The following is a 20,508-nucleotide window of genomic DNA, read 5'->3' as shown; positions in this document are numbered from 1 at the left end:
GGCGTGCTCCTATTCCACGAGTTGCTTCACCAGGCCGCCGAGCAGATCGCTCGGGTTGATCTGCGGGTAGGTCCACTGGATCTGGTCGAAGGACAGCTCGAAGGGCTTCCCCGACTCGTAGTGCAGCGGGAACGCCAGCCCGAAGCGGAGGTTCGACCCGTACTCGAACGCCGCGAGCTTCCACGTCCGGTGGTACAGCTCGACCTCGGTGGCGAGGAGGTCCGCGCTGACGTGGACGAAGGCGTCGACGCCGAACCTGAACTTCGGCTCCACGAAGACCTCGCCACGCGCGTCGAGGACGATCCCGGTCCGGGGGGACCAGTCGATCACCGCAGCCGCCGACGCGGCGCCGACCAGGCCCACCTCGCCGTAGATGGAGACCCCCGCGGTGGCGCTCACGACCGGGATGCCGACCCCCACGCCGCCGTCGACCTGCAGTCGGAGACCCGCGTGCGCGGGGACGACGAAGCTGCCGGTGCCGGTGACCGTCGTGTCGTCGGGCCTGGCCGGGTCGTACGTGACCGACAACGACACGTCCCGCAACTGGCCGGGGCCGAAGCCTGCGGAGACGTACACACCGCCCCTGATCGTGGCGAAGACGCCGATCCGCTGGCCCGCGACCGCGACACCGACGATGGGGATGTCCATCCCGATCGAGAGCAGCTTGCGCTCGACCTTCTCCTCGTCGAAGACGTCGAAGTGTGAGGGCAGCGCGACCTTGCCGGTGACCTCAACCTCGCCTCTGGGGGTGAGCCGCAGGCCGACCGTCCCCTGCAGCCAGGGAGTGATCGTGAGGGTGACGGTGCCGCCGCCGTACGCGGTCAGCGAGCCGTCCTTCGCGATCGGGCCGGTCGGCATCCCCGCGGCGTCGAGGGTGCGGTTGGTGAGCCCGGCCTTGATCGTGCCCTTGGCCGGGCCGCGCTCGTAGCCGAGGTCGGCCGCGACGTCGAAGGCACCGTCGGCGTAGGTGCCGCTGACCGTCCCGGTCAGACCGGGGACGTCGGGCTCGGCGGTGACCGCGCCGGCCAGCGACCAGCCGTCGGCGCCCTCCTCGACGGTAGCCGCCAGCTTGCCGCCCCTGATGGCGGGGATGTCCTTGCCGAGGAGGATCTCCCCGCTGATCGCCATGCCCGTCGTCTTGTCGTAGACGAAGGCCAAGGTGCCCTTGTCCACGCCCTTGAGGCTGGTCTCGAACTCCCCGACCGCCGTCACACCGTCGTCGGTGACCGTGACCTCCGCAGATGCGCGCTTGATTCCCCTGATCTTGTCGGGGCCTACTCCGAGCCTGCCCGCGACTGCCCACTTGCCCTGGCTGTAGGAACCTCTGATCCGCGCGTCACCATCAAAAAGCTCCTTGTCGAAGTCGAGCTGCGCATCGACGGCGAAGTCGGTGCTGGTGCCCTTCCGAGCGGTGATGCTCCCGGTAGCCAATCTCTCGATGCCGAACTCGATCGAGCCCTCGATCGTCAGGCCCGAAGCTCCTGCGCTGAGGACCAGCGTCCCCCCACCGACCTTGAAGGGGCCAGGCAACTGGAGGTCACCCGCGCGGATCACGGCCTCCAGACGCAGTTCGCGGTCGAGAACGGCAGCGATCTCCACGTTCTCCAGCAACTTGAGCGTCGGTTTCGGGATCACACCGCGCCCGACAAACCCCTTGCTGACGTCGAATTCTAGTTCCGGGAACGCCATCGGGCTGAACGGCTTGACCCGCCAGTGGTCGATCCGCCCCGGAGTGACCGCTCCCCCCCACTGCACGCCCTTCATGGGCTTGATGGGCACGGAGAAGGGAGCCTTCTCGGCCAGGCTGTGGTCCTTGAAGGCCGTGCCTTCCAATCTTCCCTGTCCGGAGCCATTGCTGTTGGCCTCGGTGAAGACGACCTTCTCGAAGCTGAACAAGGGTGTGTCCCAGCCCTTGATCGGACTCTCGTCTGCGAGCCGCGGGTGTCTCACCACCCCCCCGCCGAGCACCCTGTCGTAGATCGACAGCTGGTCCTTGCTACCTCGCAGCTCCTCGACCTTCTCGGTCGAGGCGAGGGTCAACGGCGCGACCAGTTCCTCGTTCCCGGGCTTCAGGTCCTCCTCGCTCCAGTAGTCCTGGTCCTTGACGTCTGGGCCGGCACCCTTGATGCCCGTGAAGACGATCTCCCAGCTCTTGCGGGCATCCGTCTCCTTGGGCACCTCGCCGGGATCGACCAGCTTCGGCGCTGTGGTCGCCAGGAAACCGCGGAGCGCGGCATCGATGTTGCCCCGGATCGTCGAGCCGGCGGAGCGGTTGAGCGAGCTGTCCAGCAGCCACAGGTTCGGGTTCGGTTTCTCGTCGTCTCCGCCCAACTGCGCCTCGACGACGTGGTCGATATCGAACGACCGCAACATGCCCGTCTTGTCCCAGGGCGGGATGCGGGTGTCGTTGGCGATGGACTCCGGGCTGCCGATGAGGAAGTGCTGTTGCGTTCCCAACTGCAGGTACCACGCCGGCGTGCCGGTCTGCTTGGCGTTCGGCGCTTGGGCGAGCGTCGATATCCGTTTGGCGATCAGGTCCTGCAGCAACGGCTTGGATCGGCGACGCCACACCGATCCCTGCCTGGTCGGGTTCTCCTCCCGCGTCCCCTGGCGGAGGACGTACTCCGGCGCCGTCATCCGCTTGGCCTTGAACGTCGGCACGGTCAACTGGTGGATCTTGATCTTCTTGCCCTTGGGGTCGATCTCGCCCGGGACACCTCCCGCCACACCAGGAGAACCACCCGCGCCCCCTGACGTGCCGGCACCCGCGCTTCCACCGGAGAGCGGCTTGCGTCGGACAACCGCGCCGCCGAGGCCGGGGCTCTTGCGGTTGACCCCGGGCCGTTGCTGGACGACGTGCGCCAGCTCGTGGGCCAACAACCGCTTGCCCTCGGTGCTGGTCGGGTCGTAGGCGCCGGCGCGGAAGTAGACGTCGTTCCCCCGCGTGAAGGCGAGGGCGTCGAGCGTCCGGGCGGCGTCGTCGGCGGCGCCGTCGTCGTGCACGCGCACGTCGTCGAGCGGGCGGCGGAACGCGCCCTCGAACGTCCTGCGGATCCCCTCGGGCAGCGGCGCGCCCTTGCCGCGGCTGGCGTCCAGGTGGTCCTGCACACCCGGCGGGACCCGCGGTGTCTCCCGGGCGGGGGCCTCCCCTTCGGGTGCCGGTGGTTCCGGGTCCGGCGCCGGGGTGCCGGCCCCGGCCGACCTGGGTCCGGCAGCCGCAGGCGGTGGGACGACCGGGGCGGGACCGGCGGGGGTGGGCGCCTCGGGGACCGCTCCCCCGGCGGACGCCGGCTCCGAGACGGGTCCTGGCACACCGGCCGGCGTCGTGGTGTCGGCCACCGGCCCCGCGGGTGGTGGGCTCCCGGAGCCGACCGGAGCCGACACCGGCGGCGTGGGGAGGCGCTGGTCGGCCACGGGGTCCGCCGTGCGCCGGACCGGCAGGCCAGCGCCAGGAGTGGCGGGGGCAGCACCAGGAGTTGCGGCCGGAGCGGGCACAGGCGCCGCAGCAGGTGACGCAGCGGGTGCCTGCGGGGAGGGCACCGCCGGGGCGGCCTCCACCAGACGCAGCACCCGGTCCGCCGTGTCGTCCGCGGCGCGCTCGGCGGGGTCGTCGACGGGGCCGACCGCCGTGGTGCCCGAGGCGGCCTTGGCCTGCACCTGACGCTCGCCCAGTCCGCCGCCCGGTGCCGCCGGCGCCGCCGAAGCCGCCGAGGTGCCCTTCGGCTCCTCGAGGGCCTTCGGCCGGCTGTCCGGCTTGCGTTCGGCGTCGGCCGACGCCACGTCCGTGGCCATGTGTCACCCGAACTCCGCTGGAGGCGCGATGAGCAGGTACAGCCGGGCCGCCGCACCGTCGGTGCCGCGATCGAACGTCACCGGCTTGACCTCCGGGCCCGTGAGGCCTGCCATCTCTGGCAGACCCTTCAGCCAGTCGACGACCTGACCAGCGAGCGCCCGCAGGGAGTCCCGCACCTCGCCGTTGAGATCAGCGTGCGTCCACACGACCGCCTGGAGCGACCGTTGACTGACGGTCAACTCGACGAGCTTCCTCCGCGTCTCCATCTCGACGTCCGGCAGGTCGAGGGAGGTGGCGCTGACGGAGCCGATCTCGTGCAACAGGGCCGGGTCGGCTCCCGGGACGTCCTCGGCTCGCCCGTCGAGGACCGCTGACCTGAGGCCGGTCTCCTCGGACCGCACGTCGACGACGATGACCGCCAGCTCGTCGGGGTCCGGCTTGGGGTCCCGGTCGTAGGTGACCAGGAAGACGCTGCCGTCGGTGCCGGGGAGCACGAGTTCGGCCGCCGGCGCGGGGACGAAGTCCATCACCTCCCCCGGATCCAGCTCGACGTCCGGGGTCAGTGCGCCGACCACGGCGGTCAGCCGGCCGATCCCGGTCGTGACCGCCTCGGACCCCGCTGCCCCGGTGTAGCCGACCAGAGCGATGCGGCTCCCGCCGTTCACCTGGCGGTACCGCGTCTGCCACTGCGGTGCCGGGGTGAGCAGGTCGTCGGTGCCCTGAGCGAACACGAGGTCCGCCCGGGCCCAGCCTTCCTGCGGGGGGTCCTCGCCGGTGCGCACACCGACCACCACGTCGGGGACCTCGGCCTCCGAGGGGACGCGCAGGACCCAGGCCGTGACGGGTGAGACCGGCGTGGGCAGCACGACGGTGTCCTCGCAGTCCTCCCGGCGCCTGCGGCGGACCAACACCCAGTCCGTCGCGGCCCGCACCTGCGTGGTGGCGGTCGTGCCCTGCTCGGCCGGGAACAGCAGCCGCGCCTGGGTCTCGACGTAGCCGGGGTCGTCCGGGTGCGCGCCGGACAGGATGGTGAGCGCGTGGACCGCGACGACGCGGTACGGGTCACCCGGGCTGCTGATCCGGGCGTCCTCGAGCGCCCGCAGCGTCGCGACCGTCCTGCGGGTCTCCTCCTGGGTGCCCGCCGGCTCCCCGTCCTCGGCCGGCTCACCCGCGGACGGCGTCCCGACGCGGACGGTCGCCTCGCCGAGGGCCTCGACCGGTGTGCCCCTCCAGCCGACGTCCGCTGTGATCGTCCGGTCGGCGGTGCTCACCCGCAGTACCTGCCGGCCGTCGGCCTGCTCGTCCCGGCGCACCAGGAGTCTGACGACCACCGATCGGGGCGAGGCATCCCCGCCGACGAACGGCACGCCACTCAGCTCCAGCGCGACCTCGCCGTCCTGGGTGGCGACCGCCGAGGACGGCAGCCGCCGCAGCCTCGCCGGGAGTCGCACGTCCAGGTGTCCTGTGTTGCCCGCCGGCAGGTGCGCCTCCAGGCAGAACTCGCACACCGTCTCCTCCAGCGGCCGGAGGGAGAAGGGGTCGTCGTCGACGGTGAGGGACACGAGCAGCGCCACGACACGCGCGCCGGATCGCCCCGAGACCGTGACCGGGCCACGCCCGCCCTCGGTACGGGACCGTGCGGTGGCGCCGAGCACTGCCCGGGCGGTCTCGGCGATCCGTTCGTTCGGAGCCTGGCTGATGCCGAAGGACATCTCAGCGAGCCGGTCCCCGGCCGTGGTGACCTCCGTCCCGTCGGAGAGCAGGCCGCCCAGTAGGCGGACGAGCGGACCGAGCTCCCTCGTCCCAGCGGCGGCCACAGCCGAGCGGACGTCGATCGCCCGCCCGAAGCCGATCCGCCCCGCTCCCCAGAGGTGCAGTCGGGCCGGGTCCCCGGCCGCGCGCCGCCCCGGCTCGGACTCCTTGCCCGGTACGCCGAGGTACAGGTCGACGGCGAAGCCGATGCCGGTCCGCGGGCCCTCCGTCGACTGGAGCACCCCATCGGGTACGAGGACGTCGACCTGCTCTCGGGCGGCCGGGTCGGCGATCCCGCGGAGCAGCGAGATGCGGTCCATGTGCTGGGCGCGCTCCAGCTCGTGAGGGACCTGGTCCCGGCGCACTGCACACAGCCGCTGCTCCACCCCGGGTCCGAGCAGGTCCTGGACCTGGCCGCGCACGTCCCCGGCCGGGTCGATGGCCAGGTAGAAGGCGGCGGGCGCCGACACGAAGCCGCGGTCGACGAGGACCCGCGCCGGGACACTCGCCGGCGCAGCCGGAGCTGGAGCCGCGGCCAGCTGGGACTGGAACTGCAGCACCTGGGCCAGGAAGACCGGCCACGGCCGCTGCTCCACCCGTCCGGCCCAGTGACTCCGCGGTGAGGGCTCCATCCGCTCGCGGCGGGCCGTCCACACGTCCAGCAGCGTGATCCGCGACCCGTCCCACCCCAGCACGCCGAGCGGGACGACGTCCTCGCCGGCCAGTGAGCCGGCTCCCGCACGCCACAGTCCTGACCCCAGGCCGGCCGCCGACAGCCCGCTCCCCGCGGCGCGGCGCTCCTCCGCGAACCAGGCGGAGGCCACCTGCGAGCGCAGGTGCAGCTCCGGGCGGGTGACACCGGGCTGGGAGAACGGTCGGAGGTCCAGGACGAGCGGACGCAGCAACAGCGTCACGCCGTCGACGACGTAGGGGCGGTCGGTGGCCGTCACGCAGCCGTCGTCACAGGGTCGGCCGAACACCTCCGCGTGTCCGCACAGGCCGGTGGCCGCGGCCAGGCACACGAGGTACAGCCCCGTCCCGGGCACCACCGCGGCCGCCAGCTCGGCGACGTCCCGGACGCACTCGGTGAACCCGGACGAAGCGGGAGGGGTGGGCGGCGGGCTGCCCGGGGACCGGCTGGTGAGCGCCGCGACGTCGGCCTCGACCCCCACCGGCAGGTGCAGCACCTGGCCGGCGGGGGCGACGGCCAGGCCCGCCGCGACCGACAGGGAGGGTGTGCCGAGGCCGTCGAGCTCGAACCCCCACACCGGGCCGGGGCCCCCCGTCGCCTGGTTGGAGAACTCGGCGTACCGGCGCTGGGCCCGCCGTTCCAGGTTCAGGTCGTCGGCCCGCAGGTACCTGCCGTCGTAGTAGTTGAGCCCCACCAGCGGGGTGGAGTCCGGGACGAAGGTCAGCCCGCCGGACGGACCGGGCAGGACGACGGGACCGGTCGAGCCGATCGGCGAGGCGCTGTCGGTGCCTGTCATGACGGAGCTCCTCGGTCCGGGATCCGACGGACGACGTCACGACCCTGACCCCGCGTGCCCGGCGGGTCGCCGACGAACCCGGCCAGGGGAACGGGTCGGCCGTCGACGAGCCCGACCAGCGGGGTGGGGCCCGTGCCGCGCAGCACCATGCGGTAGGTGACGTCCTCGGTGGGTGCCGCCGGCAGGTCGAAGGTCACCCGGTCGGCCGTGAGTGCGGGCGTGAGCGGCACCGGGTCGCCCCAGCCCGTGTCGACGCGGAACGGCCGCACCTCCAGCGCCGTGGGCACCGTGGCCGCGACGACCTCGCCCCGGAGCTCGATCGTGACCGTGGCGCCGTCGACCCGGACCCGCTCCACCCGCGGCCCACCGGCATCGGCCGGGCACTGCTCGTCGATCGTGCCGTCCAACAGCTCGGCCAGCAGCTCGGACAGGACCCACGTCGGGACGTGGCTGCGCCGGACGGACAGGTCGACGACCGGGGCGTCGAGCCGCCACCTGCCCGGCCCGTGCCGGACGACGGCCATGCCCGGCAGGTCGGCGAGCACGACCTCGCCGGGGTCGTCCTCGGGAAACAGCCGAGTGCGGTCCGCCGGTCGTGGCGGCAGCAGGCCCGGGGGGCCCAGGCCCGCGACGACGTGCGCCGCGACCGCCCGGAAGTCGGCGAGCCGCCCGGTTCCGGTGGTCAGCTCCGGCGGGAGCGTGCCGTCCCGGACCAGCTCCCGGAGCTGGCGGAAGGCGGCGTCGCGCTCGTCGGCGGGTCTTCTCGCGTACGGCCGCAGGTCCAGGTGGGCGAACTCCAGGACCCGGGAGTACCCGACCGACTCCCCGCCCTGCCCGCAGGAGGACGCGACGGTGGGTACCGGCCGGGACAGGCATGCCTCGTGCCGGACGACCAGCCGGGCGTCGAAACGGCCGTCCTCCGTGGTGGTCACCGTGCCGGCCTGCCGCTGGTCCTCCAGCCAGGCCCGCACGTCCAGGCAGAGGTCGACCCCGGAGCTCACCTCACGGCCCAGCCCGTCGGTGCACAGACCGGGGCCGACGGTCAGCTCCGCGGAGTCCTCGCCGACGGTGACCGGGAACCCCCACACCACGCCCTTGCCGTGCTGCCAGGCCTGGTGCAGCGCCAGCTTCCCCCGGGGACCGGCGGACAGGACCTGGAGGTCCGACACCCCGAGGAGCATGCCGAAGTGCACGGCGAGCGAGGTGAACGGGTCGACCTCGAGCGAGGCCGCCAGCGGAGCGGAGCGGGGGGCGGTCATCTCAGCGGTCCCCTCGCACCAGGGACAGCCGGCGGTCCGCCGCCGTCTTCTCCCGTGCGGTGACCTCGTCGGCGGCGGCCGCGAGCACCTCCGCGGCGGCGTCGACCTCGCGCTGGCGGGTGAGCTGGGTGGTCAGTGCGGCTGCGTACGCGGCGTCGGCCTCGGCCTGCCGGCGGGTCAGGTCGGCCACGTCGAGCGCACGGACAGCGGCCAGCTCGGCCTCGACGTCGATGAAGCCGATGGCCAGCTCCGTCACCGCGACCGGGACCATGACCTCCCACCGGTCCAGCGCGCCGTCCGTCCCCTTCTCCACCTCCGCGGCCACGTCCTGGATGGCCACCTGCTCGGGGATCCGGGGGAACTCCGTGATCGCCGTCAGCGTCGCCTCGGCCGCCGCCATCCGCACCGGGCCGCCCTCGACCAGGTCCTGGACCGCCACCCGGGCGACGGTGAGCGCGGCGGCGGCCGCAGCGACCGCGCCGTCGACCGGTGACCGCGCCGAGGCCGCCTGCCGGACCAGCGCCTCCGCGTCGGCGACCGCCTGTGCGCGGGTGACCCCGTCCTTGCGCGCGGCAGCGACCCGCTCCCGCAGGCGGCCGAGCATGCCGGGTCCACCCAGCATCTCCTCCAGCCGTCCTCGGGCCACGGCCGCCGGCTTGGGGGGCGGTGCCGCAGCTGTCGCCGGGCCCGCCGCGGTCGTCGGAGCCGGGGCGGCGGTGCGCCCTCCGGGCGCCGGGATCGGGGCCGGCGGGTCCGAGAGGCGGCCGGCGGTGTCCTGGAGCGCGGTGACCGTCTCGGCCAGGGCGTTGACCCGCGCGGTGGCCGCGGCGGTCTCCTGCCGGGCCCGCGTGAGCTCGGCCGTGGCCCGGGTGAGGTCGGCCCGCGTGCGGGCGGCCTGGGCGGTCTGCCTGACGACGGCGAGCTCAATGCTGGCCAGCTGCTCAGCAGCGGTGAGTCGTGCGTCGTTCCTCGGGCCCTGGTCGATGAGGTTGCGCTCCAGAGCCTGCTCGAGGCGGTGCCGCTCGGGTTGCGAGGTCGCCGCGTTCAGCTGCTGCTGCAGGGTCGACCCCGCCTGCTTGAGGGCAGCCAGCTCGGCCGTGGCCTTCTGCAGCTGTTCGCGGCGCGCAGCGGCCTCGGGCGCCAGGCGGGCGAGGCGGGCCTCCCGGGCAGCGAGGTCGTCGTCGAGCCGGGCCACCTCGGCGGCGTGCACGTCCTTCCCGGTGGTGGGGGCGGTTGGGGTCTGGGTTGCCGTGGTCACGGTGCTCCCCTTCTGGTCGGCGGATCGGCCGGAGTGCCCGGCGGCGGGCCGGGATAGGACAACCCGGCCTTGAGGTGCTCGCGGCGGACGGCGTGCGCCAGGTGCGCCATGCCGATCCGTCGGTCCTCCGGTGCCGGCTCCGCGGCCGCCAGGAACGCGGCGGCCAGGGCGGCGTTGCGGATGAGGGCGCCGGGGAGCTCGTAGACCGCGGCGAGGAGGGGCAGGTCGACGTCGGGCGCGAGCGGTGCGCCGCCGGACAGGTGGGCGCGCCACAACGCCAGCCGGGCGGCTTCGTCAGGCGGGTCGAAGGGCACCACGAACTCGATCCGGCGGGCGAAGGCCGTGTCCAGGTTCTGCCGCAGGTTGGTGGCGAGCACGGCGATCCCGTCGAAGCGCTCCAGGCGGGCGAGCAGGTAGGCGGTCTCGAGGTTGGCGTAGCGGTCCCGGGCGTCACCGACCTCGGTCCGCTTGCCGAACAGCGCGTCGGCCTCGTCGAAGAGCAGTGCGGACCCGCCGCGTTCCGCGGCGTCGAAGACCGCGGCGAGGTTCTTCTCCGTCTCCCCGATCCACTTGGACACCAGCTGGGACAGGTCCACCACCAGCAGGTCCCGGCCGAGCTCGCCGGCGAGCACCTCGGCGGCGAGCGTCTTGCCCGTCCCGGGCGGCCCCGCGAAGAGCATCCGGAGCCCACGCAGTCCGCGGCGGCCGCGCAGCAGGCCCCAGTCGTCGAGCACCTGCGACTGGACGCGCACGCGGTCGGCGGCCTCGTGCAGCTGGGTGAGGCGGTCGGCCGGGATCACCAGGTCGCCCCAGCCCGCGCGGGGGTGCACCAGCGTCGCTCCCACGGGCACCGTGTCCACGGCCTGGGCGTCGACCCGCGCCGACACCTCGTCCCAGCCGGTCGCCGTCCGCACCAGCGCGGCCCGGAGCCGGACGTCGGCAGCGGCCAGCTCGACGTCGCCGGGTTCCAGGGTCGCGGGACCCAGCGGGCCCGGCGGACGACCGAGCTCGGGGAGAGCGGCGTCCAGGGCGGCGCTGCGGTCGGCGGGCGGGTGCGGCCCCGAGGGGAGGACGAGGACCGGACGGGGCCAGGTGCACAGCCCGGTACCGGGAGCGGCCAAGAGCAGCGGAACGGGGAGTCCGGGCACGGTCAGGCGCAACCTCGGCGGCTCGACGTCGGTCCACAGCACCGGGACCGTGCCGCGGACCAGCGCCAGGAGCAGCACCGCGCTGACCGTGGTGCTGTCGCACCGGTCCACGCGCAGCAGGACCGGCTCCCGTCCAGCGGTCGCGGCCAGGGTGGCCAGCCGGCCGGCCAGCGGTCCCGGTCGCGCGCCGGCCAGCACGACCGAGACCGGCAGGCCGCGCTCCACGGCGCGCCGGGCGCCGCCCACCACCTCGTCCCCCAGCCATCCCCCGCTGCCTGCCGCGGGGAGCGGGCGCGGGTCGGGCTCGACGCCCGAGGGCCAGCCGGCGAGACCGGTGAGCGCGTCGAACAGGTGGGGAGCCGGCCGCAGCGTCCGCTCGGGGTACGGCGCGTCGTCGTCCTGCACGACCACCGTCCCGGTCGCCAGCAGGCCCGCCAGCGCAGGGCGCACCGCGGCGCGGGACGGAGCGCCGGGCAGGCCGCCGAGCTCGGCGAGGCTCCCGGCCAGCCCCACCGTCGGCCACGGCCGACCCTGTGGGTGGAGGCCGCGCAGGACGGCCGCGACGCCCTCGTGGTGGGAACCGACCAGGACCAGGGCCAGCAGGTCGCGCTCGGCGGTCCCGAGGGCGAGGCCAGCGACCAACCGGTCGACCGGCTGGGTCGGGCCGGAGGGCAGGTCCAGGCAACCGCCGTCGGCCGGGCCGGGCGCACCGGCGCCCGGCAGGCCGCGCAGGAACCGGGCACCGGCGTCCTCCCCCACGACGTCGAGCGCGACGGCCAGGCGGCCCGCCATCCGGGCCAGCGCGTCGTCGAGCCGGTCCCCCGACCGCACCGGCAGCTCCAGCAACCTCGGCTCAGCCATAGCGGAACCTCACGACGCAGCCGAGCCAGGGCAGGTGCCCGGGGTCGAGGTCCAGACCCGCCCGGCGCACGTCGACGCTGACCTCGTCCGGGTCCAGCAGCACGTCGATCCACCCGGGGTCGGCCTCGATCACCGCCCGTCGCCGGCACACCGCGACCAGCAACGCGCGCTCGTCGGCCAGGTCGCGGCCAGGGGTGGCAGCACCCGCCGGACCGCGGTCCAGCCGGGCGGCGAGCTCGGTGATCAGGGCCTCCACCTCCGGTCCGAGGACGTCCCGGGGGACCGGGCCGGGTGGATCGGCGCCCGGCACGAGGCCGGCGAAGGCCAGCACGGCCGGGTCACCGGGGTCGGCCAGGCCGACGTCCGGGACCGCTCGGGCGACGACCAGTCGGGCCAGGCCGTGCAGCACCGGCCGCAGCGCGGGGCCGAACCGGGCCGGATCGGCGGCCACCCGGGCCGGGAGCCCGAGATCGGCCACCAGGGAGAGCAGGAAGAGCAGGCCGCCCCAGCCGGTGCGTGCCGGGCGTTCCGCCGGTGCCGTCCCCCGCCGACCGGAGGACGACGGTCCGCCCCCCGGGTGCCCGGTCCGCTCCACGGCGTGGTCGGTGACCGGGCCGTGCCGCGGCCGGTCCGGCCGCACTCCTGCCGGCGGTCGCCCGGTCGCCCCGGGTGCCGGCGGCGGGACGTCGGAGGGCGGGTCCGCCACCGTGGGAGGGCCTCCCCCGGTAGCCGGGACGACGGCCGTCGAGCGCCGTGCAGCCCCGGAATCGGACCCTGGGCGTGTGCGGGCACCGGGCTCGGCCCGATCGCGGACGTCTCCGTGACCGCGGTCGGGGTCGAGGCCGGCCGGTCGTCCCGCGGCCAGGTCGGCCGCGAGCACGGCGCCGGCGCGTGCCGCAGCGAGCGCCGGCTCGACCTCGAGCACCGCCGCCGCCCACAGTGCTGCCACGGGACGTGGCGACGCCGAGACCGTGCTGCCACGGAGTGCGCGGGCTATCACCGAGCGGTGCAGGACCGTCGACCGCAGCTCCGCCATCGCCGTCGCGACCTCGCTCGTAGCGGGGACCGGCCCGTCGTGCCAGGCGGAGGTCCCGGCCGGTGTCCGGGCCGCGACGGTGTCCGCCAGGTCCCCGGCCCGCCCGCCGGCGGCCCGCCACGCGGCCTCGACGAGCGCGGCGAGCACGTCCTCGCCGGCCGCCTCGGCGAAGGGCTGCAGTTGTCCGGTCGACGTCACCGTCACCAGCAGCCCGACGACGGCGCCCGGCTCGTCCCGGCCGAGCTCGGCGAGCACCGACGGCAGCACGACGGCGGGATCGGCCAGCAGCGTGTCCGGAGGCCAGAGACCGAGCAGCTGCCAAGCCCACGCGCGCTCCCGGTCGTGCTGCAGGACCGAGGTCACCAGGTCCTCGCGGGCCTGGGTGCGGGAGCGGTAGCGCACGACGTCCGGTCCCCCGCCGGCCACGACGCCGGCGACCGTCCGTTCCACCACGCGCGCCCATCCGGAGACCAGCTGGTCGTCGGTCGCGTCCCACCGCATGTGGTGGCGGGGCAGGCGGACACGGCGCACGCAGACCTGCAGGTCCCGGTCGGGCCCGGGGCTCAGGCCGTCGGGCAACCCGCCGTCGGCCAGCGCGGCGGCCAGGCGGTCCAGGCGCGCCCGCTCGGTGGGGTCGGGGTCGGTGTCCGGGTGCCAGGTGACCGCGAGCCGTCCGATGCTGTCGCTGGTCACGTGTCCACCACCGTCGCTCCGCCGAGCCTGGTCCCGCCGGCCCGGATCCCGGCCCGCCCGCGGCCGAGCACGCCGTCGCGCCCGAGAACGCCGTCCCGGCCGACCCGCAGGGGCCGGACCCCCGACCCCGGACCGACGATCGTCGAGAGCTGCACGTGCAGACCGACCCCCACCCGCATCCCCGAGCCGACCGTGCAGACCTCCACGACGGTGTGCGCGGGACGCTCCAGGTCCAGGAGGTCACGCACGACGGCGAGCTCCTCCTCGTCGACCTCCCGGGTAATCAGCACGCTGAACCGGTGTGCGGCGGCACGGAACGGGTCCGCCGTACGGTCCTCCGTGGGGCGGTCCTCCGCGGGCGGAGCGCCCCCCACGCGCAGCCCGCTGCCCACCACCGCCCGCCGGTCCGAACCGTCCGCCCCGCTGACCGCGGTGGCGGCGCTGCGGAGCCGGAAGGCCTCCAGCACCACCACCGGGACGCCCAGGTAGATCTCCAGCAGCCGGCGGAGGCCGTCGGGGGTGCCGCGGCGGCGGAACAGGCAACCCGCCTCGGCCAGCACGGTCCGGCGCGCCCGCTCCGGCCAGCGGGCGTCGAGGGTCAGCCCGACGAGGGAGGCGAGCCAGTCCAGCATCTCCGGCGGGGCGCTCCACGGGTCCAGCAACAGGTCCCGGCGGACCGAGCGGCCCTCCATGTCTCCGAGCTGACCGTCGACGAGGGCCAGGTAGCGGCGCAGGAAACCCGCGGCGACCGGGTCGCGCCGGTAGGTGGCCGGCAGCTTGTCCAGGAGTCCGTGGCCGGGGAACTCCGCGCGGACCGCCCGCACCCGGGGCGTGGCCGCCCCCGGTCCGTCCAGCTGCAGCCGGAGCCACAGGAAGCGCCCGGGCGGAGCGGCGATCGGGGCCTCGTAGACCGCATAGCGGTCCCCGGGGGGCAGTGGGGACCACGCCAGCTCACGGCCGGTCTCCCGGCGGTGCAGCGGCCGCAGCTGCTCCCGCCCAGGAGGCGGCACGTCGGTCACCTCGTCGGCGGTGGCGGCGCCCACCAGGAGCCGCGTGTCCGGTGGCACGCAGGCCTCGATGAACACCCGCCCCCACTGCTGACGGTGGCCACGGCTGTCCAGCGGCGGCGTGTCCACGGTGCCCGAGGTCTCGTAGCGCACCCGCTCGGCCACCGCCGCCCTGAAGGCCGTGCCGATCCAGTACCCGACCCGGCCGTCGGGGGTGCGCACCAGGCCCCGGCCGTCGTACCCGCGGGCGAGCAGCGGAACGCCGGCGGTCATCTCCCCGGGGCCCCTGGTCCACGTGAGCAGTGCGGCGCCCGCCGGGCCGGCGACGACCACCCGCCCGTCGCCGTCCACCTCCAGGTCGCTGGCCCCGCGCAGGTGCAGCGGAGCCGGTGGCCGCGTCGTGACGGCGACGACCCAGACGTCGGAGCCGTCGCGCAGCAGCAGCCACGGCACGCCGTCGAGGGCGACGGCCAGGCGAGCCGGACGCGCACGGGTCGGCACCCCGGCCAGCACGCCCGGCGGCAGGGGGTGCTCCACGGGTGCTGAGAGGGCGCCGAACCGGAGCAGGGGGCGGGCGCGGGATGCGGTCAGCACGAGCACCGCGCCGTCGCTGGGGGCGGCCGAGTCGACGGCGAGGTCGACCGGCGTCGAGGGGAACCCCACGGTGCGCAGCAGGTGACCGTCGGCGAGGTCGAGCACCTGGACGGTGCCGGTGACGCCGTCCAGGACGAAGAGGTGGTCGTCGCGGTCGGCCGCCAGGGCCCGTGCCCGCAGCGGACGCCGAGGGTCTCCGCCCACCGGCACGAACCCCACCGGACCGGTGGCCGTCGCCGGTCCGGGCGGCGGTCCGTCCAGCAGGTCGACCGGCTCCCCTCGCGCGGGCCAGGGCACCCGTTGGACCTGCCCGCGCTCGGGCACGCCGCGGTAGAGGCAGCCGCGTGGGTCGAAGGCGAGCCCGGCCGGCTCGGGCGGTGGGGGAGCCGGTGCCGGTGGCCGCTCCGGCGCGCAGGGACCGGCCGGTGGCTGCGCCGGGCCGCCGGGGACGGGCCAGGGCGCGGGTGCGCTCGCCGGACGGGGCTCGAGCACCACCTCGGCCCTCCGGGTGTCCACGGCGGTCCCCTGGCGGTCGCAGCGGTCCCAGTCACGGCCCACCACGGGTGTGATGCGCCGCCCGACGGCCCGGTCCGGCGCCGGGGTGGACGGGGTCCCGGCCATCAGCACTCCTCCCTCGGTACCGGGACCGGCACGGGGGCCGGTGCGCTGGGCGACGTGGGCGGCAGCGGGCTGGGGCTGCCGGAGCCGGCCGGTGGCGGTGCGCCGACCACGACGGTCACCTCGCGCAACTCGGGCACCTCCCAGCCGGCCAGCGCCACGGTGCCCGGCACCGGCTCGCCCTCGGACAGGTCGGCGACGAGCAGCTCCTCGATGAACTCCACGCCCTCCACCTGCAGCACCGCCGCCTCCAGCTCCGGACCGTGGACCCGGCGGCCCAGCGGCCAGCCACGCCCCTCCGGGCCGTACGGCGGCAGCGGGGACAGGTACTGGCGCAGGACCAGCTCGACCCATCGGCGCACGCCGATCTCGCTGTAGCCGCGGTGCACCGCCAGTCCCACCGACACGGCGACCGGGTGGTAGGTCGGTGGCACCACGTGGAGCTCGGTGGTCACCAGGCGGCGCTCGTCGAGCCGGGAGCACACCGCGCGCAGCAGCGTCGCGTCGGCGGAGGGCGCGTCCGGGTGCCGGGGGTCCTCGGCAGGCCAGACGACGACGGTGACGACGCCGGCCGCGTCGGTGCTCCTGGTCGGCGGGTGGAACCGCGGCAGGCACTCGGCGCGCCCGACCCCGGGCACGGTGGCCAACTCCCGGAAGTCCTCGGCCACGACGGCACGGTCGTGCCGGCTGAGCTCCCCGGGAATCCGCTCCATCGCTCGGGTCAGCGACTCGGCCTCCTCCCCACCGGCGGTGGGCAGCGGGTTGGTGACGGTGACCCCGGAGACGTCGACGAGCCGGTCGACGGCCCCTGCGGCGACGTTGCCCTGGCGGCCACCGCCGTGGCGGTAGGCCACGGCGCGCACCGGGGCGCCGACCGGCAGCACCCGGCCGCGCACGCTGTCCCCGCACTCGATCCGCCCGGCGCCCGGGTCCAGGAGCAGGGCGCGGTCGCCCGGTGAGCTCGCCGCCAGCGACTCGACCACGTCCCACGGGACCCAGCGCTCGCCGTCCTCGCACACCTCCACGAGCAGGGAGCCCGGCACCACCGGGGTGTTGGTCAGGGCGAGCTCCTGGTGGCTGACCCCCTGACCGGACCCCAGCAGCTCCGTCGGCGCCTCCGCGACCTGCTCGACCTCGGCCGCGTTGACCCCGACCCAGCGCAGGTTGCCGATCTCGGGTACCCCCTGGCGGGGGAAGGCCCGGAGCCAGAAGAGCACCGGCGGCCCGCCGGCGAGGACCGGCGGAGCATCGCCGACCCCCGCGAGGTCCGGGTCCTCCGGCTCGGCCACCCCGAGCTCGGTGAGCCGGGTGGTGGGCAGCTGCAGTGCGACGACGCCGCTGTGCCGCAGCCCGTCGGTGGTGTCCCGGACCACGCCGACCGGCAGGTGGTCCCCGGTGACCGCCGACACCTGCCACACCAGGCTCGAGTCGATCCTGTCCGGCGTCCCGCCGGGGCGTTCGGCGGCGGGTACCAGCCCGGCGTCCCCGGCGACCACCTCCGCACCGGCGCACGGGTCGACGTCGTCGATCGTGGGGCGCTCGCCCTCGGTGCCGAAGCCGAGCACCAACGGCCGGCGGCCGAGCGACCGGTCCACGGGGAGCAGGGCCCGGCGTTGCTCCTCGGGAGCGCCCGGGGTCCCCTCCTGCGCGTGCACGGCCAGCCACAGGCAGCGGTCCACCGCCGAGCGGACGTCCAGCAGCTCCCGGCCGGCGGCGGTGGGGTCGGTGCGCAGCACCGCCTCCTCGTAGGGCTGGGCGGTGTCCTCGTCGAGACCGGCCGCGTCCAGCACGCGGTTCAGCTCGTCGGTCAGGACGGGGTCGGTGGGGAACGCCGTGGCGGCCTTGACCACGGCGGTCACGGTCACCGGCAGCACGGTCACGTCGTTGCCGACGCGGAACGGCACGGAGCCCGCCGTGGCCACCGACCCCAGCGGGACCTCGGCCGGCTCGTCCCCGGCCCGGTCGGCGGTGAAGGTGACCAGCCCGGTGGCTCGCCGGGGCGGGTACGGCGGGACCTGGAGCAGCCGGAGCAGCCACAGCCGGGTCTGGTCAGGGATCTGGTTGAACCGGAACAGCAGCGTCTCCCCGAGGTGGGCGACCAGCTCCAGCAGGGTGACGCCCGGGTCGCTGGGCCCCAGGTCGCTCCACTCGGGTGTGTAGACGGGGATGCGTGCGCGCAGCTCGGCCAGCAGCTGGTCGTAGTCGCGGTCGTCGAGGACCGGGAAGGGGACCGTCACGTCACCCTCCGGGGAGGGTCAGGGGCACCTGGAGCCCGTCCGGGGTCTGGGTGCGCAGGTGGGTGTAGCTGATGGTCAGCAGGACGGTGGCCGGGTCGTCGGTCGGCACCACGTCGACGTCGCCGACGTCGATCCGCGGCTCCCAGGTGCGCAGTGCGGCGTCGACGTCCCGGGCGATGGCGGCGCGGGTGGTCGGGTTGTTCGGCTCCATCAGGTGGCGGCGCAGGGGGCAGCCGAACTCCGGCCGCATGACCCGCTCCCCCGGCTCGGTGTCCAGCACGAGCAGGATGGACTGGCGGACCAGCGCCGGGCCCGACCGCAGACCCAACCTGCGGTCCTGGTCGGGGGCCGGCGGGAACGCCCAGCCACGGCCGAACCCGTGCTCGGGCGTGGTCACGGTTGCACCACCTCCGCGCGGGTGACCCGCCGGGCGAAGGGCCGGGGGGTGTCGGGTGGTGGCACCTGGGCCAGCGCGCCGCGGGCGATCACGGCCAGCGACCGGGTGTCCAGGGTGTCCGGGGGCGGCCGGGAGACGGCGTTCGTGAGCTCGAGGTCCAGCCGTTTGCCGCCGGGTCTCGAGCCGCCGAGCAGCGTCGCCAGCGCAGCCCTGAAGGTCGGCCGGGCGACCACGGAGGCGGCCACGCCGGCATCGATGTCCAGGCCGCCGCCGAGTGCCTCGAAGTCGGCGAGCAGGCCACCGGTGACCTCGGCGTCCGGGGGGAGGCAGAAGCGCAGCACGAGCAGGAACCACAACTGGAAGACGAAGACGACGATCGGGAGGAACAGCTGGAGCACGAAGAAGGCCACGATGGTGATCAGCGGGATCGCGAACGAGCAGATCTGGAAGCCGGCGTTGCCCATCGCCGACGGCGACCTGCTCGCCGTCAGGTCGTCGGTGGTGAACGCCAGCTCGGAACCGGGCGGCGAGCTGAACCGGACGCCGCCCGCGCCGCCCGGCCCCAGGCGCAGTGCGTCGGCCTGCAGCTGGCGCAGGTCCGGGAGCTGCACCGTGACCGGCCGGTTCGCGGTGCCCTCCAGGTCGAAGTGGCCGGCCAGCCGGTAGTGCTCGGTGGGCTCGGACCAGGTGACCGGGCAGCTGCAGTGGGTGCTCTCCCGGGGGCACTCGGGGCGGTGCCGGCGGCAGAAGCAGCGGATCTCGTACTCCTGCTCGTCGTCGAAGCGCGCCGCACCGCCGGGCTCCACGTCGGAGGAGCCGGTGGGGACGACGCCGAAGTAGAGGGTCTGGCCGGTGGCGTCGTGGTCCGGTCGTGTGCGGTCGGGCACCAGCGCGGTGAGCGGGAAGGTCGCCTCGGTCAGCTCGGCCGGCATCTCCTCCACCGGCACCCAGCACCCGACGCCGGTCAGCGGGATCCGCGGACCACCGCCGTCGGACATCGGGCCGGGCGCGCCACCGCCGTCCACCCCGACCGGCACCCAGCCGTGCAGCTCCCGGATCGGCCCCGCGGCCCTGGCCGCGACGGCGTGCGCCTGGACCGCACACAGCGCCGCGTCCTCGGTGGCGGTCAGCGCCGTCAGCCGCCGCTCGAGCGCGACCTGGCGGAGCGGTCCGGCCGTCCGCAGCCGCTGCTCCACCGCACGGCGCTTGCGCCGTACCACGGCCCACTCCCGCAGCGCGCGGGCCGCGGGACCGCCCGGGCCGCCGGGGATGCTGCCCTTCCGGCGGCGGACGACGAAGCCGGCCTCGCAGACGTCGTCGCGCCGAGCGTGCGGGAAGCCCGCCGCGTCGCAGTGCAGGGAGCACACGACGAGGTAGTGCCGGTGGTGGGAGGCCAGGTAGAGCTTGCGCGTGCCCCCGCTGACCGCGCGGGTGGGCAGCGCCCCGATCCCGGCCGCGGTCACCGTGGCGACCCGGTCGGTGTCGTCGAGGAAGTCCAGCCGGCGCTGGGGGTCGGCGAGGAAGGTGTTGACCAGGTCCGGGCCGTCGTACTTCTGCAGCACCGGTGCACTCACCCGCACCGCGCGCCGGGCGTCGGCCGGCCCGGGCGCCGGGTGCCCGTCCAGCAGCGGCCAGTGCCACCAGGGCGCCACGATGCGCCACTCGTGCCCGACCCGGGTCTCGACGGCGGTCACCAGACGTTCCCCGCGCCGGGCGTGTAGCTGGGTGAGACGACGCCCACCGAGGCGACGAGGTTGGTGCAGGAGACCATCCCGTCGAACACGGCCGTGGCCGCGTGCACGTTGAGGGCGCACGCCGTGACCTCGACCGTCGCCTGCGCCCGGACGGTGATCTGGCCTCCGGCCGTGAAGGTCACGGTCGAGCCGTCGGCGTGGGTCACCTGCAGGGTCCGGGCGCCGTCGTCCAGGACGACCCGGTGCCCCTCCCGGCTGGACAGGGTGACCTTCGGCGCGGCTGCGTCGTCGTCGAACTCCAGCACCGCTCCCGACCGGGTCTTGAGCACCCGCTTGTCGTTGGGCCGGGTCGGCGTCACCGGCATCATCTCGCGGCCGTTCCAGCAGGAACCGACGACGTACGGCCGACCGAGGTCCCCCGCTTCGAAGCCGACGACCACCTGGGTGCCCACTGCCGGCAGCGCCACCCACCCCTGGTCGTCGTCGGCGTAGGGGCTCAGCAGCGTGGCCCAGGCCCGGACGCCGGACCCGCTCTCCCCCAGCCACGGGTACCGGACCTCGACCCGGGCCAGGCGGTCGGGGTCCACGATGTCGGTGATCAGCGCGGGGTAGAGCCCGAAGAAGCTCGATCCCGTCCAGTGCAGTGGGTGGCCTGCGCCGTCGGTCATGGGGTC

General features: G+C 75.2%; 11 protein-coding genes. All 11 read right to left on the bottom strand.

Features of this window, described 5'->3' with window-relative positions; genetic code table 11:
• Window positions 1-9 precede the first annotated feature (9 nt).
• The 11 genes from BMZ33_RS22940 to BMZ33_RS01950 all read right to left on the bottom strand — a co-directional run bounded on the left by BMZ33_RS22940 (window position 10) and on the right by BMZ33_RS01950 (window position 20,502).
• Window positions 10-3,792, bottom strand: a complete 3,783-nt coding sequence (locus BMZ33_RS22940) for an eCIS core domain-containing protein (protein ID WP_169063763.1) — start codon at window positions 3,790-3,792, stop codon at window positions 10-12.
• Between the two features lie 3 nt (window positions 3,793-3,795).
• A complete protein-coding gene (locus tag BMZ33_RS01995) occupies window positions 3,796-7,032 on the bottom strand; it encodes a hypothetical protein (RefSeq protein ID WP_091107223.1) in 3,237 nt (1,078 codons plus the stop codon).
• Entirely contained in the window at window positions 7,029-8,291 is a 1,263-nt protein-coding gene (locus tag BMZ33_RS01990; protein WP_091107221.1) for a hypothetical protein, read from the bottom strand. Before BMZ33_RS01990 ends, BMZ33_RS01995 begins: the two co-directional genes overlap by 4 nt.
• Window position 8,292: 1 nt before the next feature.
• Complete coding sequence (locus BMZ33_RS01985) at window positions 8,293-9,549, bottom strand: coiled-coil domain-containing protein (RefSeq protein WP_136697174.1); 1,257 nt, start codon at window positions 9,547-9,549, stop codon at window positions 8,293-8,295.
• Window positions 9,546-11,558, bottom strand: coding sequence for an ATP-binding protein (locus BMZ33_RS22515; RefSeq protein ID WP_136697173.1), 2,013 nt, complete (start codon window positions 11,556-11,558; stop codon window positions 9,546-9,548). The genes BMZ33_RS01985 and BMZ33_RS22515 overlap by 4 nt, the downstream gene beginning before the upstream one ends.
• A complete protein-coding gene (locus BMZ33_RS01975) occupies window positions 11,551-13,287 on the bottom strand; it encodes a hypothetical protein (protein WP_091107216.1) in 1,737 nt (578 codons plus the stop codon). The genes BMZ33_RS22515 and BMZ33_RS01975 overlap by 8 nt, the downstream gene beginning before the upstream one ends.
• Window positions 13,284-15,092: a phage tail protein gene (locus BMZ33_RS01970; protein WP_136697172.1), complete on the bottom strand. Its 1,809-nt coding sequence runs from the start codon at window positions 15,090-15,092 to the stop codon at window positions 13,284-13,286. The genes BMZ33_RS01975 and BMZ33_RS01970 overlap by 4 nt, the downstream gene beginning before the upstream one ends.
• A 416-nt stretch (window positions 15,093-15,508) precedes the next feature.
• Window positions 15,509-17,743: a putative baseplate assembly protein gene (locus tag BMZ33_RS01965; protein ID WP_091107212.1), complete on the bottom strand. Its 2,235-nt coding sequence runs from the start codon at window positions 17,741-17,743 to the stop codon at window positions 15,509-15,511.
• A gap of 1 nt (window position 17,744) precedes the next feature.
• Entirely contained in the window at window positions 17,745-18,140 is a 396-nt protein-coding gene (locus tag BMZ33_RS01960; protein ID WP_091107210.1) for a GPW/gp25 family protein, read from the bottom strand.
• Window positions 18,137-19,834 (bottom strand): hypothetical protein, encoded by a 1,698-nt coding sequence (locus tag BMZ33_RS01955; protein ID WP_091107208.1) that lies wholly within the window; start codon window positions 19,832-19,834, stop codon window positions 18,137-18,139. Before BMZ33_RS01955 ends, BMZ33_RS01960 begins: the two co-directional genes overlap by 4 nt.
• Window positions 19,831-20,502 carry a phage baseplate assembly protein V gene (locus BMZ33_RS01950; RefSeq protein ID WP_091107205.1) on the bottom strand — a complete coding sequence of 224 codons (672 nt, stop codon included), beginning with the start codon at window positions 20,500-20,502 and terminating at the stop codon, window positions 19,831-19,833. The genes BMZ33_RS01955 and BMZ33_RS01950 overlap by 4 nt, the downstream gene beginning before the upstream one ends.
• Window positions 20,503-20,508 lie beyond the last annotated feature (6 nt).

The sequence above is a fragment of the Geodermatophilus dictyosporus genome, from assembly GCF_900115505.1.
Taxonomy (GTDB): domain Bacteria; phylum Actinomycetota; class Actinomycetes; order Mycobacteriales; family Geodermatophilaceae; genus Geodermatophilus; species Geodermatophilus dictyosporus.
Note: the sequence above shows the minus strand (reverse complement) of the source record. Positions and strands in the feature narration are given on the sequence as shown.